Consider the following 18380-nt stretch of genomic DNA (forward strand, 5'->3'; position numbering starts at 1 on the left):
AAAGGAACAATATATGGATGTAGCTCTTGGACTTGCAGAGGCAACGATTGGTCAAACGAGTCCAAACCCTTCTGTTGGTGCTGTAGTAGTTAAGGATGGAAGGATTATAGGTATGGGCAGCCACCTGAAACCTGGTTGTCCACATGCAGAGGTGTATGCGTTGCAACAGGCTGGTGAAGCTGCTCAAGGTGCAGAGTTATATGTGACATTGGAACCATGTTCACATTATGGAAAGACACCTCCTTGCGCTGATTTGATTATCGATAACAAATTGAAGAAAGTATATGTTGCGAGTACAGATCCAAATCCCAAGGTTGCAGGGACAGGGATTCAAAAGCTTAAGGATGCAGGAATCGAGGTGGAAATTGGTTTAAGGGAAGCGCGAGCAAAAACAATCAATCGTACATTTTTCCATTCCATACGTACCAATCAACCATACGTGACACTGAAAGCGGCAATGACCCTTGATGGCAAAACAGCCACAGCAACAGGAGATAGCCGATGGATTACGTCTGAACCTGCACGACAAGACGTCCATTACCAACGATCGATTCACGATGCGATTCTTGTTGGGATAGGAACCATATTGAAGGATGATCCTCAATTAACGACTAGATTGCCCCAAGGTGGAAATAATCCGATTCGCATTGTTTTGGATACCTATTTACGTACTCCTGATCAGGCAAACGTTTTGACAGACGAAGCGCCTACATGGATCGTCTGTGGTGCTCTTGCCGATGCAGAGCAGTTTAGGGAGAAGCACCGTGATATAAACGTAATTCAAATGGAAACAAAAAAAATAGACATTCATTCGCTGCTTACGCTTCTAGGAAAAAAAGGCATCCAATCTTTATACGTAGAAGGCGGCAATTCTGTTCACGGATCATTTGTAGAATCGGGTTTATTTAATGCATGCCATTGGTATATTGCCCCGAAGCTACTGGGTGGATTGGAAGCTTTCTCTCCAGTTGGTGGCAAAGGACCAATTTTAATGAGAGATTCTATTTCATTGGCGATTGATTCAATTGAACAAATTGGTAGCGATATTAAAATTATTGCTTTACCGAAAAAGGAGGAAGGTTAAATGTTTACTGGTATTGTAGAGGAAAAAGGAGAAATAACCCAAGTTAACAGAAACCGGAATTCCTTAGCCCTAACGATCACGGGTCCAATAGTTACATCTGACGTAGCCATTGGAGATAGTATAGCGGTTAATGGGGTATGTTTAACCGTTACTTCCTTTGGCGCTGAACAGTTTACTGTTGATGTTATTCCAGAGACTTTTCGGGCATCCTCCCTTGCTGATGCTAAGGTGGGAACCTTATTAAATCTAGAACGCGCCATGAAAGCTTCCGATCGATTGGGTGGTCATTTTGTATCAGGTCATGTAGATGGAGTAGGTAAAATTGAACGCATTTATAGGGAAGATAATGCAAAATATATCCATATTGGAATGCCGAAAGAGGGATTGAAATATATAACCCAAAAAGGATCGGTAGCTGTTGATGGTACATCCCTTACCGTTTTTGGAGTGGAAGCGACGGGTTTTATCATCTCCTTAATTCCAGAAACGCAGCTTGCTACCATTTTAGGAAGTAAAGTAGAAGGAGATCCCGTAAACATTGAATACGATATGCTAGCAAAATATTTAGATCGTTTACTATTGGCAAGGGAAGATGAAAGAAATGAATCAACAAGTATTACCATAGATACGCTAAAACAAAATGGCTTTATATAGGAGGTGGGTACATGTTTGAAACGATTGAAAATGCGATTGAACAGTTAAAAATGGGAAACATGCTCATTGTGGTTGATGATGAAAACCGAGAAAATGAGGGCGATTTTTTCGTCTTAGCAGAACATGCTACTCCTGAATCTGTAAATTTTATGGCGAAAGAAGGCAGGGGACTAATTTGTACGCCATTAGATCATGAACTGGCACATAAATTAAGGCTCCACCCGATGACAACAAATAATACAGATGCATTGGGAACCGCATTTACCGTAAGTGTCGATCACGTAGCAACAGATACAGGGATTAGTGCACATGAACGTTCATTAACGATTCAAAAACTGATAGAAGAAAATAGTATAGCAGCTGATTTTAAACAGCCAGGACATGTATTCCCGTTAATTGCAAAACCTGGTGGCGTACTAGAAAGACCAGGACATACGGAAGCGGCTGTTGATCTTGCTCGGTTAGCAGGAGCAAAGCCAGCTGGGGTGATTTGTGAGATTATGAATGAAGATGGTTCAATGGCTCGCTTGCCAGAATTAAAAAAGGTAGCTGCTAAACATGGACTTCCTATTATTACGATTCAAGATTTAATTACGTATCGTAAGAAAATGGAAACATTAATAGAGAAAGAAGTTGAAGTTAACCTGCCGACGGAGCATGGAGATTTCCGATTAGCAGCATACACAGAAAAAGCTTCAGGAAAAGAGCATCTCGCGATCGTAAAAGGAGATGTAAATACAGAAGAACCTGTACTTGTTCGCATCCATTCGGAATGTTTAACAGGTGATGCCCTCGGATCAAATCGGTGCGATTGTGGCCCACAGCTCCGGTTAGCATTGGCAGAAATAGAAGAAGCCGGCAGGGGAGTTCTTTTATATATGCGACAAGAAGGAAGAGGGATCGGGCTAATTAATAAATTAAAGGCATACAAGCTTCAAGAAGAAGGCTATGATACTGTGGAGGCCAATCATCAGCTTGGGTTTCCAGCTGATTTACGTGATTATGCGATCAGTGCCCAGATGTTAAAGGATTTAGGGGTAAAAAGGCTCCGGTTATTAACAAACAATCCACGTAAAATTTCAGGGTTGAGTGAGTTTGGCTTAGAATTGGTGGAACGCATGCCAATTGAAATCCCAGCTCAGAAGGACAACAAAGACTATTTATTAACAAAATACACAAAGCTTGGACATATGTTGAATCTTACCGACAATTAAGATAGGGAAAATAAGGAGGAAACAGAATGAGTCAGATCTATGAAGGGAATCTTGTAGCGACAGATTTAAAAATTGGAGTTGTAGTTGGAAGGTTTAATGAATTTATTACGAGCAAATTGCTTGGTGGAGCACAAGATACGTTAAAAAGACACGGTGTTAGGGAAGAAGACGTTTCTATTGCATGGGTGCCAGGAGCCTTTGAGATTCCGCTAGTTGCAAAGAAAATGGCCGCTTCAGGAAAGTATGATGCAGTCATTACGCTAGGAACAGTGATACGGGGATCAACTCCACACTTTGATTATGTTAGTAGTGAAGTGTCTAAAGGTGTTGCCAGTGTCTCGATGCAAGAGGGGCTACCCGTTATCTTTGGCGTGTTAACAACGGACACAATTGAACAAGCAATTGAACGCTCTGGAACAAAAGCAGGTAACAAAGGAGCAGAAGCAGCTCTGTCCGCAATAGAAATGGCAAATTTGTTACGGGAATTTGAATGAAGCTTAAATAGTAGGGGAATGCAGAATAGACAATAATTTACTTGGGAATTAGGTGTTTTTTTTCATGTGTTCATGATTGATACATGTTATAAAAAGTTATAACTTATTATAACATGTAATAGTTTCAGCATAATCGTTATCATTTTCGACATAATGACTAAGATATATGGAGAAATATATATGGTATTGGCGGTGGATAGCAGAAAATGCGGTTCACATATAACAAAAAGACTGCCTTTTACTTAATTAAATAGACTAAACTAATAAGAGGATATTATGTTCAATATAAGAGCATATATCCTTTTTTCCTATACATATTAGATTTATGAATTAGATATTGAGAATATTGTATAATATGTATACAAGATAAGGAAACACATGTTTTTGGTGGGGGACATAGTGAGGACTTTAGACCGAGCGTTAATATGATTTTAGGGGTTGAGTGGTATGAGGGTACAAGATAGAAAATAACAACAAGAGATACATATTGCACTGGATCAAGAGGTTTTCCCAGTAATGCCAGTTATGAAATATATGGAGGTTCAGGCAAGAGTACATTAGCAAATAATCTAAAGACGGAATGTTCAAATGTAACTGTTGTTCATATGGATGATTTCAGAAGATGTTTATATTGAGGAACATAAACCTTTAGAAAGAGCAGAACTCATAATTGATGGAACTAAATAAAAATCTTATTAAGCTAACGGGCAGTTATATACAGTATGGTTTTCCACCGTATTCAACGTAAGTAAAGTTACCAAAAATGCCAGATTTTTATCTTTGTAGAAAGATTATATACAGTCAATATTTATAGTTTTCAACGTTAACAAACATAGGACTTTATTTGGAGAGGTGGGTATGATAGGCTTGGATGCCTGATGAAACAACTGCTTCAGCCTTTCAAGACAGATCATGCCCATAGAGGCTCCAAGTCAAGTCCTTAAACGCTTAACTTTGGTTACATGTACACAAAGATAAAAGGTGCACCACATCAACGTTTTATAGTTGATACTGTATATAACTGCCACTAATCTTTAATAAGGAATGTAATTAAATTAGTGCGAACAAAGGTATTCTGATTTGTTATTGTAAATAAATGATATGATTTAATGGCAGACGTAATGGTTCTGCCAATTTTTTTTATGATTTTTGTAACGAACCCCCTTTAACGTAGTCATATTTATGAAAGGAGGTAGAAATGTGGATGAGTTTGAGAGTATATACATTCAATATTTTAGAGATGTATACTCGTTTGTATTATCACTAAGTCGTAATGAAAAGATTGCTGAAGAAATTACTCAGGAAACATTTTTTAAGGCTCTAAAAAGTATTGATAAATTTAATGGCAATTGCAAAATCAATGTATGGCTTTGTCAAATAGCTAAAAATACATACTTTACTTATCTTGGCAAACAAAAACGGTACGATAGTGCAGACGATGTAGGAGAAAAAGCAAGTGAGAATGGTATCGAAGCGATGATACTTGATAAAGAAAAGACTTTACGTATTCATCAAATCTTACATAGCTTAGATGAGCCTTATAAAGAGGTATTCACACTAAGAGTATTTGGAGAACTCTCCTTTAAACAAATAAGCCAGCTCTTTGAGAAAACGGAGAGTTGGGCAAGAGTCACATTTCACCGAGCTAAACAAAAAATTCAAAGTATGTTAAAGGAGGAATCATAATGAGTAAAATATCGTGTGATATAGTCAAAGATATACTTCCTTTGTATTATGACAATGTTTGTAGTAATGATAGCAAAAAAATAGTTGAAGAACATCTTTCAGGGTGTGATAGCTGCAAAAATGAATTAGATAGAATAGAAGAAGATATAAAAATTCCGAAAGAAGAAATTAAAAAAAATAGAAATGATGCTAATGTTATAAAAAAAATATCTTCATTCTGGAACCGTTCAAGAGTTAAGTCCTTTATCAAAGGAGTAATCATAAGTGCATTATTATTTTCTCTTATTTCAGGAATATTAACTTGGGTCTTTGCAATAGGTACAAAAGCACATTCCGAAGACGTTAATATCACAACCACAATTAATGAAATCACTACCCCATTAGAAGCAGGGGCTATTCGACTGGAACTTACTAATGGTAAGAGGTTACGTGTGACAACAAGACCTGTCTATGGGGTGGACGAGAATGGTAAAAAAACTGAAGTCGGCTATGTCATTAAGCCATATTCTGTACAACCGTTTCCCGGAAAAGACAATAAAAAATATACCATTGGGTATCCACCAACTTCAGATTTTACTGTCACAGTAAGTTTTAAAGACAAGGATATTGTATACTCTATGACAGATAAAGGGTTGTCTGAATTGAAATAAGAGTATTTTGGGGCAGGAATAGTTCATTTCAATAATACAAGTTTTATCGCTGAAAAAATGTTGAAATTGCAGGCTTTTTAATTGATTTTTGTCCCAATCTAATTCAGATGTTGCATACATACATTTTGTTGCATTTGAGCGGGAACATTATATTTCCAAGTCGAGCGGAAACCGCTTGGCTTTTTTCTTTTCTTCAGAAAGGGTTCTGGGATCTTATGTTAAAGTGATAATGAAGGGATTTCTTAAAGAAGGAAAGATTATTGAGATAAATTTTAAAAGGAGGATTTAAAATGACGTTTTTTCAGATTTTCTCCGAAACAGGTGGAATGGGAATTGGAGTTATGCTCGCTATACTTTTTTGGTCATTGTTCTTTGGTACATCCTTTTATATGGTAAAGAAATATGCTTCAGCTATCCCAACAACCGTTTTATACGTTGGTATCGCTGTATATCTTATTGTTTCAGTTGTCCTGTCAGACATGTTATTATACGCTTTCTTATTTTCGGAAGGTGAATATGTAAACTATGGTTTTGGTGAAGGACTGCTACGTTTGCTAACGAGTATTTTTGTTGGACTAACAATTGGCTTTTTAGTAGCAAAACTGGCTTATTTTAAGTTGGTGAGAAAGTTTTTGCTAAACTAACGGGGGCAAGAGTGGAACAAGGGGTTGTCCAATACGTCAGCTCTTATTGTGTTAAAGAGCAGGATAGTGAAATAAGAAGGTTAAGATTTAATCAAAGGGATTATAGCCATCAGGGTAGAAATAGTTATTTTAGATTGGAATATTATAGAAGAGTGAGGAGGAGGGTTTATGATTAGGTCATTGAGGCATTTCATAACTAAATTCGACCAAATTCAAAAAGACCGAAATACTCCTATCGTTGGTGTTGATGGTGCTAGTGCCTCGGGAAAAAGCACAATAGCGGATAAACTTAAGGAGTTGGATGATAGAGTGATTGTTGTCCATATGGATGACTTCTATCGTCCTTCTGAAGAACAAAAAGACATCGATTTAGAACTAATTGGTGCAAATTTTGATTGGGAACGAGTACGCAAACAGGTGCTTACTCCATTAACTGAAAACAAATTCGGGCGGTATCAGCGATATGATTGGGAAACAGATAAGTTGGCTGAATGGCACGATGTGCCGACAGATGGAATCATAATCGTTGAAGGCTGCTTTTCGATTCGAAATGAATTACTCCCTTTTTATGATGTTCGAATTTGGGTGGATAGTCCAAAACAAACTAGTCTTGAAAGAGTCGTTGAGAGGGAACAGGTTGGAGCTGGCAATAGGTATATGTGGGAAAACGTCTATCGTCCTGCTGAAGAAAAATATATTGAGGTTAATAGACCAAAGGAAAACGCAGATATTGTCATTGATGGTACAGGTAAGGCTGCCGATATTTCTAAATATGAGGTTAATATCATATACGAAAGTGATAGATGGTTAAATATATAAAGGTCGACAGCATCAGTTGATGTTAATATTAAAAACATTTTCTTGTTCAAGGAATTGTGAGTTTGTGAAGTAATGTACTTAAAGTAATGGGTGGCGAGAGTTGAAGAAGGAAATTCGAATAGCTTTCTCTGTTTCTAACTCTCTAAATGTTAAGCTATGTGATAAAATAAGGATATAAAAGTATTTTGTGGAGGGATGAAAAATGGATTGGGGATTAGTACGTGAACAATTTCCTGATAAATTAGTATTAGTCGAAGCATTATCGGCTAACTCAAGAGATAATATACGAACAGTCGAAGAAATGTCCATCATCTCAACTTTTGACGATAATATGGAAGCATGGAAGGCATACAAGAAAACTCATAAAGAAAATCCAGAAAAGGAGTTATATGTATTCCATACTTCTGAAGAAAAACCTGAAGTACTTGAAAAATTTTTCACTGGAGTTCGTGGGCGAAGATGGAGTTAAGGGTAGAAGACGGTCTATTAATAGCGAAAATGGGTATAGAGTATCAAGGGAAAAAACTAACGCTAAATAATGTGTTAGTAGATACAGGTTGTTCAGATAGTATTTTTGACACTGATTTACTTGCCGAAATAGGGCTTTATGTTGATTATGTTAACGGTATGCCAACTACAATGTATGGTATTGGAGGAAAAGGTGAAGTATGTAATCAACAAATAGTCAATGATCTTTCTATAGGTGGAAGAGTATTGAATCAATTTCCACTTCAATTAGGGATAACAAAAGATTCATATGGTTTTGATGGATTTATTGGTCTAGATTTTATGATGGAAACGAATATGGTCATTGACTTTTCCCTTATTAGGAGTAAGTTATAAAGATTAAATGCATTATTTAAACCTCACCGTCATATGGACGGTTTTTTATTACACTTTTCAGTAGATAAGATACATTGTTTCTTATTGCATTATCGGGTAGCGATTGCTGAAGGAGAAAGCAATCGCTTTTTCTTTAAGAAAAACACCATATTATACACAAAAATTGTTAAGATTGTTTTATAAGTGGTGTATAAAGTTAGGGCAGGGAAAAGATTTCTAGTCATTTGATCGTTTGTCTGTTCTTAATATTTAAATTTCAGAGGAGAAACTGTAATGGCAAAGAAGAATAAGAAAAACAAGTACAAAAATCAAAAAAGTAATACAAGCAAATATCACAAACATATTAAGAATGTAATTGTGACAGAAGGAATGTACAGCACATATACGTTCTTTACCTTGGGCAAAAAGCTTTTTATATACTCATCACAAAACAAAGAACAGGTTTTTGAAATAGTAGATTTAGATGCAAATAAACAACAGTTTCGTGAAGATTTATCTAGCCCTATGGCTTTAGAGGTAATTCAATTAAAAACTCAAAATCGATTGAGGGATTTTCAACAATATTTTCTTCCAAGTATGGAAGAAATACATGAGGATTTTTGGGATGAAATATGTCGTGAACAAGAAGAATCTCTTTCAGAAAAGAAGAGGAAGATGTTCGATATTGCGGTGAGGTCAGAAAACGATTTGTTAGATGAAAACGTAGAATTGATAGTAGAACAGCCGTTAACTTATAACTATTTTGGGGAGTCTATAGCATATAGTGAAGATGATCGTCAATGGATTGATTACCATATGTCACAAGGAAATTTTGGTGCGGCATTAAATATTCATATGGCTTACGTAAAAGAATAGAATAGTGGCATCACTTTATTATGTTATTTATTGATCCTGTTTTTACTAAAACCTATAATTTAGCGAACAAAAAATGGACTGATAAATTATAAGGATGTGATTTTAATGTTGAGATGTATGGTGTATGAAAAAAATTAAAGATGGTAAGCCAGTATTTGGACTAAGTGTTAAGTTTGCTGAAGGCGTAGATTACTCGGATAGTGAAGGAACGATTATTCAAATAGGGTTAAATACTCGGAATACTAGTGTTCCTATGATTGTGACAGCTAGAGGTTCAGAAGCAAAGAATCAAGGAACTGATGGTATATTTGCTTTATGTAGTGAAAAGTGTGGAGAGAAAATGAAAGAATCTGTAACAAAGGAATTAAAAACATTCAAAGAGTTTAAAGATATTTCACTAAACTAAAAAGAACCTAAAACAAACATAATTGTGTAGTCTTTATTCAATTAACGGGTGGCAAGAGTTAAACAACGGGAAAGGATGTTTATTAGTGGAAATACGCAATGTGAAAAGTTCTGATTATTACGTTATCTCACCTTTGATTAACGAATGGTGGGGTGGTAGGCAAATGTCCGATATGTTGCCTAAGTTATTCTTTGATCATTTTAATAATACAAGTTTTATTGCTGAAAAAGACGGTCAAATCATTGGCTTTTTAATTGGCTTTTTGTCTCAATCTGATACAGATGTTGCATACATACATTTTGTTGGTGTTAATCCTGATTACCGTAAAAACCAAATTGGAAAGCAACTTTACAATGAATTTTTCAATGTGGTAAATAAGAATAAAAGAAATGTTGTCCGTGCTGTAACATCACCAGTAAATAAGGTTTCAATTGCTTATCATACTAAGATGGGATTTGATATTGAAAATGGTGATAAAGAAGTGAACGGAGTATCTGTGTTTTCTGATTACGATGGACCAAATCAAGATAGGGTATTGTTTGTTAAGAGGGTAGTTTGAAACTCTATTCCTTGTTGTGCTAACGGGTGCGATAGCTTAATAGCTGTCGCTGCCTTTGTTTCAAGTAATGAGCAGAATAATTAAAAAGCCACGAGATAAATGCTATGAGAAATGAGATTTGAATGTGTTATTAGATATATATATGCAGGAAAAGTTTCCTGATTTAGAACTCAGATCACCCCTATTTTATAATTGGGATATTGGTATTCGTTTTGAATTAGGTGTGGACTATGATGTTAAGTATGCTTATAAAAATAGTCCATATTTAAAAGGAGTTTATAAAAGAGCAATTACTCTATTTAAGTCTTTACACTCACCGAATGATGATATTTATATTGTAGTGGATGTAAATGACTTTGCAGACGGCGAAACCTTCAAACACAAGTTAAACATCTTCTCTAAGTATGTAAAAGAGAAATCAGTTTTGTCTAAGTTACAACAAAATCGGGCTTTCAACCTTCGACAAATTTCGGGGCGTCACTGTGACAAAACTTAATTTCTTCTCCCCCAAACCCGGTATGTGTTTAGGCTAGAAAGAATCGCAAAAAAAAGAGATTGCCATGGCGTTCCTTCACGCTTGGCTACCTCCAGTCAATAATCTATCCCTTCATGTCTCTTGAAGCTTGCTCTTGGACATAAAAACAACATTTCTTATCTACGCCAATAACCTCAATGGAACCATGATGGTTAAATCCATAGTCAACATTGGCGTGGCACCTTATTTACCTGCATAAATTATGAAGTCTATTTTATTTAAAACCCCCTGTTATTGTTAAACAGAGGGTTTCGTTTGTATTTAAGTATTACTTTCTTTTTTTTTTTTGATGTTCCCGCACTAAACCAGTAAGCGCTGGCAACACTTGAAACGATTATAGCTATAACGCCAATAAGTCCCAAAATTAATCAACTCCTCTTATTATGTTAAGCAGTACACATTAATTATGTAACCATTATCACTTAAGCCATAGCTACTATACACAATTTTTTGGTCATACATAATAAGATAAGATTTACTTTCGTCAATGGAACCATGATGGTCTAAAACGGCTTCACGTGCTGCGGCGTATAAACTGGTGGAATCAGGTGCATTTTTGGCTGTCCATGTTGTTAAATCTTCTCCGGAAACAGTTTGATAATATGGACCGTAAATGCAGTAGTTCGATTCGCAGTATTCGCCTCCACCGGGGGTAACAGCGAATTTTGGTTCTCCTGTTGAAGCTTCTGAAATTGATGGGAATACTTTCGGGGCGTCACTGTGACAAAGCTTCAGTCCGTTTCATTTGTTCTCATTAATTTTTCTCTTCTAACAAGAGTTTGCTTAAACGGTCGAATATTGGCTTGCTGCTTACTATTCGTTTTATATCTTATAGGTCCACATTGCATAAATATTATCGGGTGTAACCCATCTTTCCTAACTGGTGTCGCTGTTAAACCATACACTTTTTTTGCTCGGACTGCTTTTAATACTTTTTCAAAACTGACGGCAGAAATGTGATGGCATTCATCCACGATAATTTGTCCATATTGATGTAACTCAGATTTTATTAAACCATTACGATTGAGCGATTGAATTGTAGATATGTCAATTTTATAACTTGGTTTATTTTTGCCACCACCAATTCGACTAATCTGGAGATCTTCACATTTACGGAATCGATTAAAGAATTTCTCGATGGAAAAATGAAAAGCAGTAGTTATAATGATTTTAGCTTTTACTAATATTAATAAGAACAAGTTCGATTAAATTGTAGTTTTAACGAATTTCCTTATTTTATACAGCACTAAAAATGAATATATTTAACCAAACAATAATTTTTCCAAAAAATAACGAAATTTTTATTGTAAATAAGCATATACTATGAGTGTAATGAATTGATACAGTTCATCTCAAGAATTGCTATTCCCTCTTGAGATTTCATTTAAAATACTGTACAATTTAATTACAGAGAAATATCAAATATTTGTCGCTACTCGACATGCGACTAATAAAAGGCCGAGTTCAAATGTTTGTCGCTACTCGATATGCGACTAATAAAAGGTCGAGTTCAAATGCTTTTAAAGCTCTGTCCTAATTGGATAGAGCTTTACTTATGTAAGGGGATAGCGGGGAAAATGAATTTAGGTAATTTTTATTTTTTAATCGATGACTATTTTATTGACTTTCCTGATACTAAACTTATGTCAAATAAAGAAACTGTACATGGTATTGCACATGATCGCCCCTGTTTTTATGCTGTATACGATGAAGCGACTTCTATATACTGGCTCGTTCCTTTCTCTTCACAGCTTACAAAATTCAAGGGGATATATCAGAAGAAAATCGATCGTTATGGTAAATGTGATACGATCGTATTTGGAGAAGTATTAGGACACGAGAAAGCTTTTCTCATTCAAAATATATGCGCTGCATTACCAAGTTACATCAAGAATTAATACATAGATGCTAAAGCAAATATTCCTGTAAAAGTAGACGGAGTTTTTGAAAAAGAACTAATCACTAAAGCCAAGAGAGTGTTAGCCCTCCAAAGAAAAGGAATAAAATTAATTTTCCCCGATGTACTACACATTGAAAAAGAACTACTTAAGAAAATCAATAAATGATTCTCCAAGGTATGGTCACAGTGAAGACCCGAATTATTACTAGAACTTCTCCTTTCAAAACAGAACGACAGTATGGTCATACCATCGCCATCTAGATTGTTCAAAATTATATGGTAAGGTAACTAGCTATTATGGACTTAAATCGAGAATTTTTATACTACATTCATTAAGACATATACATTACTTCTTTCAGAGGCTTGCGTACACTCGAATAAACTATGACAGACTTGGCCATTCAGATGATCAAATCTCAAAAATGTACAATACTTCCACGTCACCCATAAAATGAAAAAAGAAGCTCCCCGAAAGTTTCATCAACTTATGAGAAGCCTCCATTAGAATCCTCATTTCACTCAGAAAATCTTATATCAATGGCTGGAGGACATAATTACATCATGCCTTCGTAAGATTAAATTAGTCAACACCTAGTAATGAGGGTATTATAAGCATACTCATATCATATTCTACTACTCTTAACACCTTTCAACCTTCGACAAATTTCGGGGCGTCACTGTGACAAAGCTTTAGCTCCTGGTTGTTTGATTTGATGTCAGTTTCCAACTTTATTGTTACTTAACAATAGCTTGTCTATTTCATCTTTATAATATAAAAAATTGTTTTTAAAACATAACAAAAAGTCAGTAATAGCAATATGCTATCACTGACCTATGACATTTTATATTAGAATTCACAATTGATGTGAATTCTAATGTGAAATGTCACAAACGACCTTAAAGTATATGCCTTTTTCTAACTTAAAAATGTCATATAATTCAGCATAACATGTCATTTGTTGTAATAATTCTAACTTAATTTGACGTATACGGGGTACAGCCAACATTCGGAAATTTTGTACGCTAAGGATTGACTTTTTTAGATTGGCTTGTTCCATCACTACAATTATTTGACAGACATTTTATTATAATTCACTTATTTCTTTTTTGTATTTCTTTTTTATCTCTTGTTTCATTTTTTTGTGTGTTTCTTTGTCTTTCTTATCTATTTGTTTGTTTTTAAATTCATCATCAACATTCATATTAAAACGACCATTATTCATGTTTATTACGCTATATTCACCAAATGTGTTTTTCTTAAGGTACAGCACATATTTTTCACCCTTTTTTAATTCCAAATAATTTTCTGTAGTAAATTTTTTTCTTTTGTCTTTATTTTTAATTATAGATACTGGTTCTATAATATTCAAAGTTCCTTTTTTATCAATGTTATCATCATTAGTTTTCTTTAATACTTTTTTTATTGTAATAGGAGTTTTAGTGTAAAAGTCTTCTATTACATCTTCTTTTAGTTGTGGATCAGATGGTAAATATTTCACAACATGTTCCCTATCCTCAAAACTTTTATTTACCTTGGCTAAAACAACAAGGTCAGCTTCTTCAAACATCTTACTTTCCTCAGTATATTTAATATAGTTTGCATCAAAATTAACTGTTTCTAAAACATTTGTTTCATCAACATTTGTATCACCACTTTTAGGTGCTGAGTTTTTGTCAGATTCAATTGAGCACGCACTAGTAAAAATTATACCTAATAAAAAAACATATACTAAAAAAATATTACTATTCTTCATCTAATCCCTCCAAGGTCAAATATCTAATACCACTTAGCATCTATTTCACCAGAATCATAACTTGTTATATTATACGGTAAGGTTCTCCAACCTTGTGGCATAACAGAATAATATGCACTGGATGCATGAGCCATTTTTATAGAATGTCCAATCTCATGAGCTGCATTCATACTTACATGACTATTATTATATGAGGATTGGGCTCTCATTTGATTGTCATAAATAAATACATTCACGCGATACCAATATTCATTAACACTTGCAACTTCCGAGTTACCATTAATGGGTTGTATTCTTCCAAGCAATCCTGAAGTTGATGTATTTCCAACATAATACCTATCAATATATGTACCAGTATCATAAGTTTTCTTAATATTTACACCAAAATGATCATTCCAGTACCCTCTACCTGCATCATAATTATCGTCATAATTATAAGAATAAACTGAACTATGATACCATGCATAAGGGGCTGCCTGATAACTTCTACTTCCACCAAAGTAATCAGCCTTCACATCAATAATAAAAAACATTGAACTTAAGACTACTGCTGATGTTAAAACCATAATACTCTTTAGAATTTTTTTAACAATAAAACTCAATCTAATTCCTCCTTAAAATTAAAGTTTTGCACTAGTAAATAGAATAATTAATCACACCTCCCTTTTCGCTTAATTACAAATTATTCAAAAAAGTTACATTCCCTTCTTTTTTTTTAAAAAAAAACCAATATTTTTTTAAAATTAAAATAGATACACGGAACAAAGCATTAAATAAAAAAGGCAAGGATCTATTACCAAATAGAATCCTTGCCTTCTTTTTTATAAAATTTCTTCTTTCCTAGCAGGTAGTTCTAATTCCAATTGTTTTTGAACTATTGTGGCCATGTCACAAACTGTGTTCACGGACATTAATATTGGTAACTAACTCTTCAGAAACCAATTTTATTCTTCTTCCTCAAACGCGCCTCGTTTGTTGAAATTCATTTTTCTTTTACATAGTATCAGTCTACTACGTAATATAAGAGTTACTCATACAGATAGGTAAGGGTTTGACATTATCTCCCCCTTTTCCCCCTGTTTGCACTGTATGTGCAACTTTCATCGCGTACGGCGCGCCAACTAATCCAATTCATCCTATTCTATGTATTTAAAGAAGTTTATTTTGTTCCAATCTTAGATTGCCTGAAGGTTGCATTGTCTACGAAGTTCATTAATCATTTCTTTTTGTTTATGGTTCAGGTGTAATGTTTGAAGTGTAGCTTTAATTTTAAGCTTATCCTTTAAATGGACAAGTCGGTGAATAGGTTCATATAGCACGATCAGATTCGAAAACTTATCATCTCTTGTGAGATGATAAGGCTCTTTATGATGACAATGCCAATCCGAAAGACCGAGCTCTCTCACCATGTTCATTCAGCTCAAGCGCCATGATTTACACCGCCCCCGCGGGTAGAATTTCGTCAGCCGGGACTGTTACGGTAAATTCTCACGCCTTTTCACCGAGCTTATAACACTCTCATTCTTGCTAAATCAAGTGCTATTCGACTAAGAGAGAGCCCTTCAAGACGTTACGCTATCATTTGACTCTTCGATATAATCCTTCAGTCCTGTAAAGAACTGACTGGGGTTTTACCACTATCTAAAATTACATTGCTCTAAAACTTATGTGGGCATATACCAGAAGTGAAACAAGTTTTACCACTATCTAAAATACAATCCCTTATATCTATCCAGAAGATGATGAAGATGGAAAGTATAGAACACATAGATTTTTTCTAACGTGCAAAACATCTGACTTTGAATATATTCCCATGCTAAAGGCAGTCTGTAATCAAGATATGGGATTAAAACCAAGTATTTTTCACGACGTATATTTTATAAATGTTAACAAAAACACTATATTTCACGTTTATGATGATAGGGGTTGTGACTTGCTGGCTACTTCACCAGATACAATACGAGAGATTTACGAAGAGTACAATGATTGGATATTAGATTATGACCGAGATAAAATTGATAAAGTCTTCAAAAAAGATTATTAAAGTAACGGGGGCATTTCTTCAAGAAGGAGATTTAGCTCCTTTCTATTTAAGTAAAGAAGCAGCAATATTGAAGAAGAAATGTACAAATATCAGGAGTGAGTAATATTGAAATTTGTTTTAATATTTGGTCCACAAGCAGTTGGAAAAATGACAGTAGGACAAGAGCTATCAAAAATTACTGACCTAAAGCTATTTCACAATCATATGACAATTGATTTGTTGGAGCCATTTTTTGAATTTAGCCCAGAAATGTGGAGGTTATCAACCTTGTTTCGAGAGGAGATATTTAAATCCTTCTCAAAAACTGATAAGTATGGAATGATATTTACTTTTGTATGGGCGTTTAATCAAAAAGATGATTGGGAAAACGTTGAAAAAATGTGTAACATCTTTAGTTCTCAAGGAGCTGAATTATATTTCGTAGAGTTAAAAGCTAATGTAGAAGAAAGGCTTAGACGAAATAAAACACCGAATAGGTTGGAGCAAAAACCTACCAAAAGAAATATAAAACAATCTGAAGAAAATTTATTGAGCACTATGGATACTCTTAGATTAAATTCAGAAGAAGGTGAAATTAAAAAGAATAATTATTTGAGAATAGATAATACAAAACTTAATGCTGAAGAAGTTGCAAAAATGGTAAAAAATCGGTTCAGGTTATAGTTTTATCTTCTTCAACAAACGGGTGCGCGCGACAAGTTCTGTTATAAGCGCTTTTGCAGCGTGAAATACAGGAAGTTTACTAGATAGACTTTAACTTTACAACGGAGGATTGGAATGATGGAACCATGTTTCCTGAAACAATCCCATCAATACTCCTGCGTGTGTCGTAATTGACAGATTACGGGGTTCGAAGCACAGGTAGATTCGGCAGAAGGAAAGCTAAAGCCATTCTAATGGAAAAGGTACGCTAACTGATATGCCGCATGGCTTAAAAACTAGATAAAGTGAGAATGTTCCAATAGAGAGAACTGACGAACTTCCGAATGTACAGGTCTAAAGTTAGAACATAGTGTAAAGCTATGTCCCAACCAACGTTGGGGTGAGTGGTGTAGAGTAAAAATGCACCCTCTGAAATACACTATACCGAACAAAGGCGGTATCAAGCTCACAGGCTTAAAGGAAGCACCTACGTCTAGAATGGATAGCTACGTTGTAAGGTACTTGGGAAGCAGGAAACGTTGAAACAAGGACTGTTATCCGAAACGTTTGCTATAAGGCGAAAGCTGAAATGCATTTATTCTTGCGAAGGTAGGGGTACGACTGACGAAGCTCCTGTAATAGGAGTGGAGGAACAGCCCCAAGTCTAGCGAAATGGAATGATTATTTTCCAAGCGTTCATCGCACCGATCGGGTAGGAATGCGAGGTTTTTCGCAGTGCGAGCTCTTAACAAGTAGAGTGGTAGGCACCATCTTGTTTAAGGGTAACGAGGAACTTATAGTCTAAAGTACATAGCATTAGATAGAACGCGGAACGACGGGAAACTGTCACATTCCGTGTGGAGCATGGGAAAAGCTGGAGATAACTTCAAATGCTTACCTATTGCTAACGATTCTACAATAAGTGGGGACGCTTTTATTACTATCACAGCAGTAATTTTAAGAAGGTATTTACATTAAAAATATAGAAAACAAGTCAGATAATTTTTTTTGGGGGGGAGAAAAATGTTTGTATATAAAATTGATGAAGAAATATCACTAAAGCTAGTTGAGTTAAAGGATGCAGAAAGAGTTTTTGAACTAACTGATAATTCCAGAGAATATCTTCGTGAATGGCTTCCTTGGTTAGATATGACAACAAGCGTTGAAGATACAAAAGAGTTTATTAAATCTTGCTTAAAAAGTTATGCAGAAAATAAAAGCATAACAACTTTTATTCTCTTTAAAGGAGAAATTGTTGGTACGGCGAGTTATAACAAAATTGATTGGGCTAATAAAATAGCATATATAGGTTATTGGTTAGGAAAGGATTATCAAGGTAATGGTATTATGGTAAGGGTAGCAAGAGCACTAACGGATTATGCTTTTAATGAGTTGGAGCTTAATAAGGTTGATATTAGTGCTGCTGTGGAAAATAAAAGGAGTAGGTCAATTCCTGAAAGATTGGGGTTTGTTAATGAAGGTTGTATTAGACAAGCTGAATGGTTATATGACCATTATGTTGACCACATTGTTTACGGAATGTTAGCTGAAGATTGGAAAAGTAATAATTCCCCTTATTAAACAAACGGGTGGCTTT

General features: G+C 35.0%; 20 protein-coding genes and 2 pseudogenes. 18 read left to right on the top strand and 4 right to left on the bottom strand.

Translation table 11 applies throughout. The features are described from left to right. The first annotated feature begins 13 nt into the window (after positions 1-13). The 14 genes and pseudogenes from ribD to NC797_RS11640 all read left to right on the top strand — a co-directional run. The gene (ribD, locus tag NC797_RS11575; RefSeq protein WP_417168711.1) at positions 14-1084 is read left to right on the top strand and encodes a bifunctional diaminohydroxyphosphoribosylaminopyrimidine deaminase/5-amino-6-(5-phosphoribosylamino)uracil reductase RibD; all 1071 of its coding nucleotides are present in this window, start codon (positions 14-16) and stop codon (positions 1082-1084) included. Then, positions 1085-1738, top strand: coding sequence for a riboflavin synthase (gene ribE / locus NC797_RS11580; RefSeq protein ID WP_272436946.1), 654 nt, complete (start codon positions 1085-1087; stop codon positions 1736-1738). It begins immediately after the preceding gene. Between the two features lie 11 nt (positions 1739-1749). After that, complete coding sequence (locus NC797_RS11585) at positions 1750-2952, top strand: bifunctional 3,4-dihydroxy-2-butanone-4-phosphate synthase/GTP cyclohydrolase II (protein WP_272436947.1); 1203 nt, start codon at positions 1750-1752, stop codon at positions 2950-2952. Positions 2953-2978: 26 nt separating this feature from the next. Next, a complete protein-coding gene (gene ribH, locus NC797_RS11590) occupies positions 2979-3446 on the top strand; it encodes a 6,7-dimethyl-8-ribityllumazine synthase (protein WP_272436948.1) in 468 nt (155 codons plus the stop codon). Between the two features lie 1200 nt (positions 3447-4646). Next, positions 4647-5132, top strand: coding sequence for an RNA polymerase sigma factor (locus tag NC797_RS11595; protein ID WP_272436949.1), 486 nt, complete (start codon positions 4647-4649; stop codon positions 5130-5132). Next, on the top strand, positions 5132-5782 hold the full coding sequence (locus tag NC797_RS11600; RefSeq protein WP_272436950.1) for a zf-HC2 domain-containing protein: 651 nt from the start codon (positions 5132-5134) through the stop codon (positions 5780-5782). The genes NC797_RS11595 and NC797_RS11600 overlap by 1 nt, the downstream gene beginning before the upstream one ends. Positions 5783-6072: 290 nt before the next feature. Next, positions 6073-6426 (top strand): hypothetical protein, encoded by a 354-nt coding sequence (locus NC797_RS11605; protein ID WP_272436951.1) that lies wholly within the window; start codon positions 6073-6075, stop codon positions 6424-6426. A 168-nt stretch (positions 6427-6594) separates the two neighbouring features. Further along, positions 6595-7245 carry a uridine kinase family protein gene (locus NC797_RS11610; protein ID WP_272436952.1) on the top strand — a complete coding sequence of 217 codons (651 nt, stop codon included), beginning with the start codon at positions 6595-6597 and terminating at the stop codon, positions 7243-7245. A gap of 202 nt (positions 7246-7447) precedes the next feature. Then, positions 7448-7714: a hypothetical protein gene (locus NC797_RS11615; protein ID WP_272436953.1), complete on the top strand. Its 267-nt coding sequence runs from the start codon at positions 7448-7450 to the stop codon at positions 7712-7714. Beyond that, positions 7705-8088, top strand: coding sequence for an aspartyl protease family protein (locus NC797_RS11620; RefSeq protein WP_272436954.1), 384 nt, complete (start codon positions 7705-7707; stop codon positions 8086-8088). Before NC797_RS11615 ends, NC797_RS11620 begins: the two co-directional genes overlap by 10 nt. A gap of 273 nt (positions 8089-8361) precedes the next feature. After that, positions 8362-8943 carry a hypothetical protein gene (locus NC797_RS11625; RefSeq protein ID WP_272436955.1) on the top strand — a complete coding sequence of 194 codons (582 nt, stop codon included), beginning with the start codon at positions 8362-8364 and terminating at the stop codon, positions 8941-8943. A 124-nt stretch (positions 8944-9067) separates the two neighbouring features. Further along, complete coding sequence (locus tag NC797_RS11630; RefSeq protein ID WP_272436956.1) at positions 9068-9349, top strand: hypothetical protein; 282 nt, start codon at positions 9068-9070, stop codon at positions 9347-9349. Between the two features lie 85 nt (positions 9350-9434). After that, positions 9435-9908: a GNAT family N-acetyltransferase gene (locus tag NC797_RS11635; RefSeq protein WP_272436957.1), complete on the top strand. Its 474-nt coding sequence runs from the start codon at positions 9435-9437 to the stop codon at positions 9906-9908. 142 nt (positions 9909-10050) lie between these two features. Continuing rightward, a pseudogene (locus tag NC797_RS11640) lies at positions 10051-10353 on the top strand (DUF3885 domain-containing protein); the annotation flags it as partial. A gap of 821 nt (positions 10354-11174) precedes the next feature. Here NC797_RS11640 and NC797_RS11645 read toward each other — a convergent pair. Beyond that, positions 11175-11642 carry a DEAD/DEAH box helicase gene (locus NC797_RS11645; RefSeq protein ID WP_272436958.1) on the bottom strand — a complete coding sequence of 156 codons (468 nt, stop codon included), beginning with the start codon at positions 11640-11642 and terminating at the stop codon, positions 11175-11177. 378 nt (positions 11643-12020) lie between these two features. Between NC797_RS11645 and cptIN the strand changes: the two genes are divergently transcribed. After that, entirely contained in the window at positions 12021-12341 is a 321-nt protein-coding gene (gene cptIN / locus NC797_RS11650) for a type III toxin-antitoxin system CptIN family toxin (protein ID WP_272436959.1), read from the top strand. A 1087-nt stretch (positions 12342-13428) separates the two neighbouring features. On the opposite strand, the gene NC797_RS11655 is transcribed toward cptIN, so the two are convergent. From NC797_RS11655 to NC797_RS11665, 3 genes are all read right to left on the bottom strand, one after another. Further along, entirely contained in the window at positions 13429-14097 is a 669-nt protein-coding gene (locus tag NC797_RS11655) for a hypothetical protein (RefSeq protein WP_272436960.1), read from the bottom strand. A 23-nt stretch (positions 14098-14120) separates the two neighbouring features. Then, positions 14121-14699: a hypothetical protein gene (locus NC797_RS11660; RefSeq protein ID WP_272436961.1), complete on the bottom strand. Its 579-nt coding sequence runs from the start codon at positions 14697-14699 to the stop codon at positions 14121-14123. 573 nt (positions 14700-15272) lie between these two features. Beyond that, on the bottom strand, positions 15273-15512 hold the full coding sequence (locus tag NC797_RS11665; RefSeq protein WP_272436962.1) for a hypothetical protein: 240 nt from the start codon (positions 15510-15512) through the stop codon (positions 15273-15275). Between the two features lie 296 nt (positions 15513-15808). On the opposite strand from NC797_RS11665, the pseudogene NC797_RS11670 reads away from it, so the two are divergent. From NC797_RS11670 to NC797_RS11680, 3 genes and pseudogenes are all read left to right on the top strand, one after another. Continuing rightward, positions 15809-16141, top strand: a pseudogene (locus NC797_RS11670) (DUF3885 domain-containing protein); the annotation flags it as partial. A 105-nt stretch (positions 16142-16246) separates the two neighbouring features. Then, complete coding sequence (locus tag NC797_RS11675; RefSeq protein WP_272436963.1) at positions 16247-16804, top strand: AAA family ATPase; 558 nt, start codon at positions 16247-16249, stop codon at positions 16802-16804. 1002 nt (positions 16805-17806) lie between these two features. Next, a complete protein-coding gene (locus NC797_RS11680) occupies positions 17807-18364 on the top strand; it encodes a GNAT family N-acetyltransferase (RefSeq protein WP_272436964.1) in 558 nt (185 codons plus the stop codon). The last annotated feature ends 16 nt before the right edge of the window (positions 18365-18380 follow it).

It is taken from the genome of Terrihalobacillus insolitus (genome assembly GCF_028416575.1).
Classification (GTDB): Bacteria; Bacillota; Bacilli; order Bacillales; family Amphibacillaceae; genus Terrihalobacillus; species Terrihalobacillus insolitus.

Excerpts from the sequence above, each read along its gene's own strand:
- ribD (WP_417168711.1), top strand. The coding sequence starts at position 14 with ATGGATGTAGCTCTTGGACTTGCAGAGGCAACGATTGGTCAAACGAGT.
- ribE (WP_272436946.1), top strand. The coding sequence starts at position 1,085 with ATGTTTACTGGTATTGTAGAGGAAAAAGGAGAAATAACCCAAGTTAAC.
- NC797_RS11585 (WP_272436947.1), top strand. The coding sequence starts at position 1,750 with ATGTTTGAAACGATTGAAAATGCGATTGAACAGTTAAAAATGGGAAAC.
- ribH (WP_272436948.1), top strand. The coding sequence starts at position 2,979 with ATGAGTCAGATCTATGAAGGGAATCTTGTAGCGACAGATTTAAAAATT.
- NC797_RS11600 (WP_272436950.1), top strand. The coding sequence starts at position 5,132 with ATGAGTAAAATATCGTGTGATATAGTCAAAGATATACTTCCTTTGTAT.
- NC797_RS11605 (WP_272436951.1), top strand. The coding sequence starts at position 6,073 with ATGACGTTTTTTCAGATTTTCTCCGAAACAGGTGGAATGGGAATTGGA.
- NC797_RS11610 (WP_272436952.1), top strand. The coding sequence starts at position 6,595 with ATGATTAGGTCATTGAGGCATTTCATAACTAAATTCGACCAAATTCAA.
- NC797_RS11615 (WP_272436953.1), top strand. The coding sequence starts at position 7,448 with ATGGATTGGGGATTAGTACGTGAACAATTTCCTGATAAATTAGTATTA.
- NC797_RS11620 (WP_272436954.1), top strand. The coding sequence starts at position 7,705 with ATGGAGTTAAGGGTAGAAGACGGTCTATTAATAGCGAAAATGGGTATA.
- NC797_RS11625 (WP_272436955.1), top strand. The coding sequence starts at position 8,362 with ATGGCAAAGAAGAATAAGAAAAACAAGTACAAAAATCAAAAAAGTAAT.
- NC797_RS11630 (WP_272436956.1), top strand. The coding sequence starts at position 9,068 with ATGAAAAAAATTAAAGATGGTAAGCCAGTATTTGGACTAAGTGTTAAG.
- cptIN (WP_272436959.1), top strand. The coding sequence starts at position 12,021 with ATGAATTTAGGTAATTTTTATTTTTTAATCGATGACTATTTTATTGAC.
- NC797_RS11655 (WP_272436960.1), bottom strand. The coding sequence starts at position 14,097 with ATGAAGAATAGTAATATTTTTTTAGTATATGTTTTTTTATTAGGTATA.
- NC797_RS11665 (WP_272436962.1), bottom strand. The coding sequence starts at position 15,512 with ATGAACATGGTGAGAGAGCTCGGTCTTTCGGATTGGCATTGTCATCAT.
- NC797_RS11680 (WP_272436964.1), top strand. The coding sequence starts at position 17,807 with ATGTTTGTATATAAAATTGATGAAGAAATATCACTAAAGCTAGTTGAG.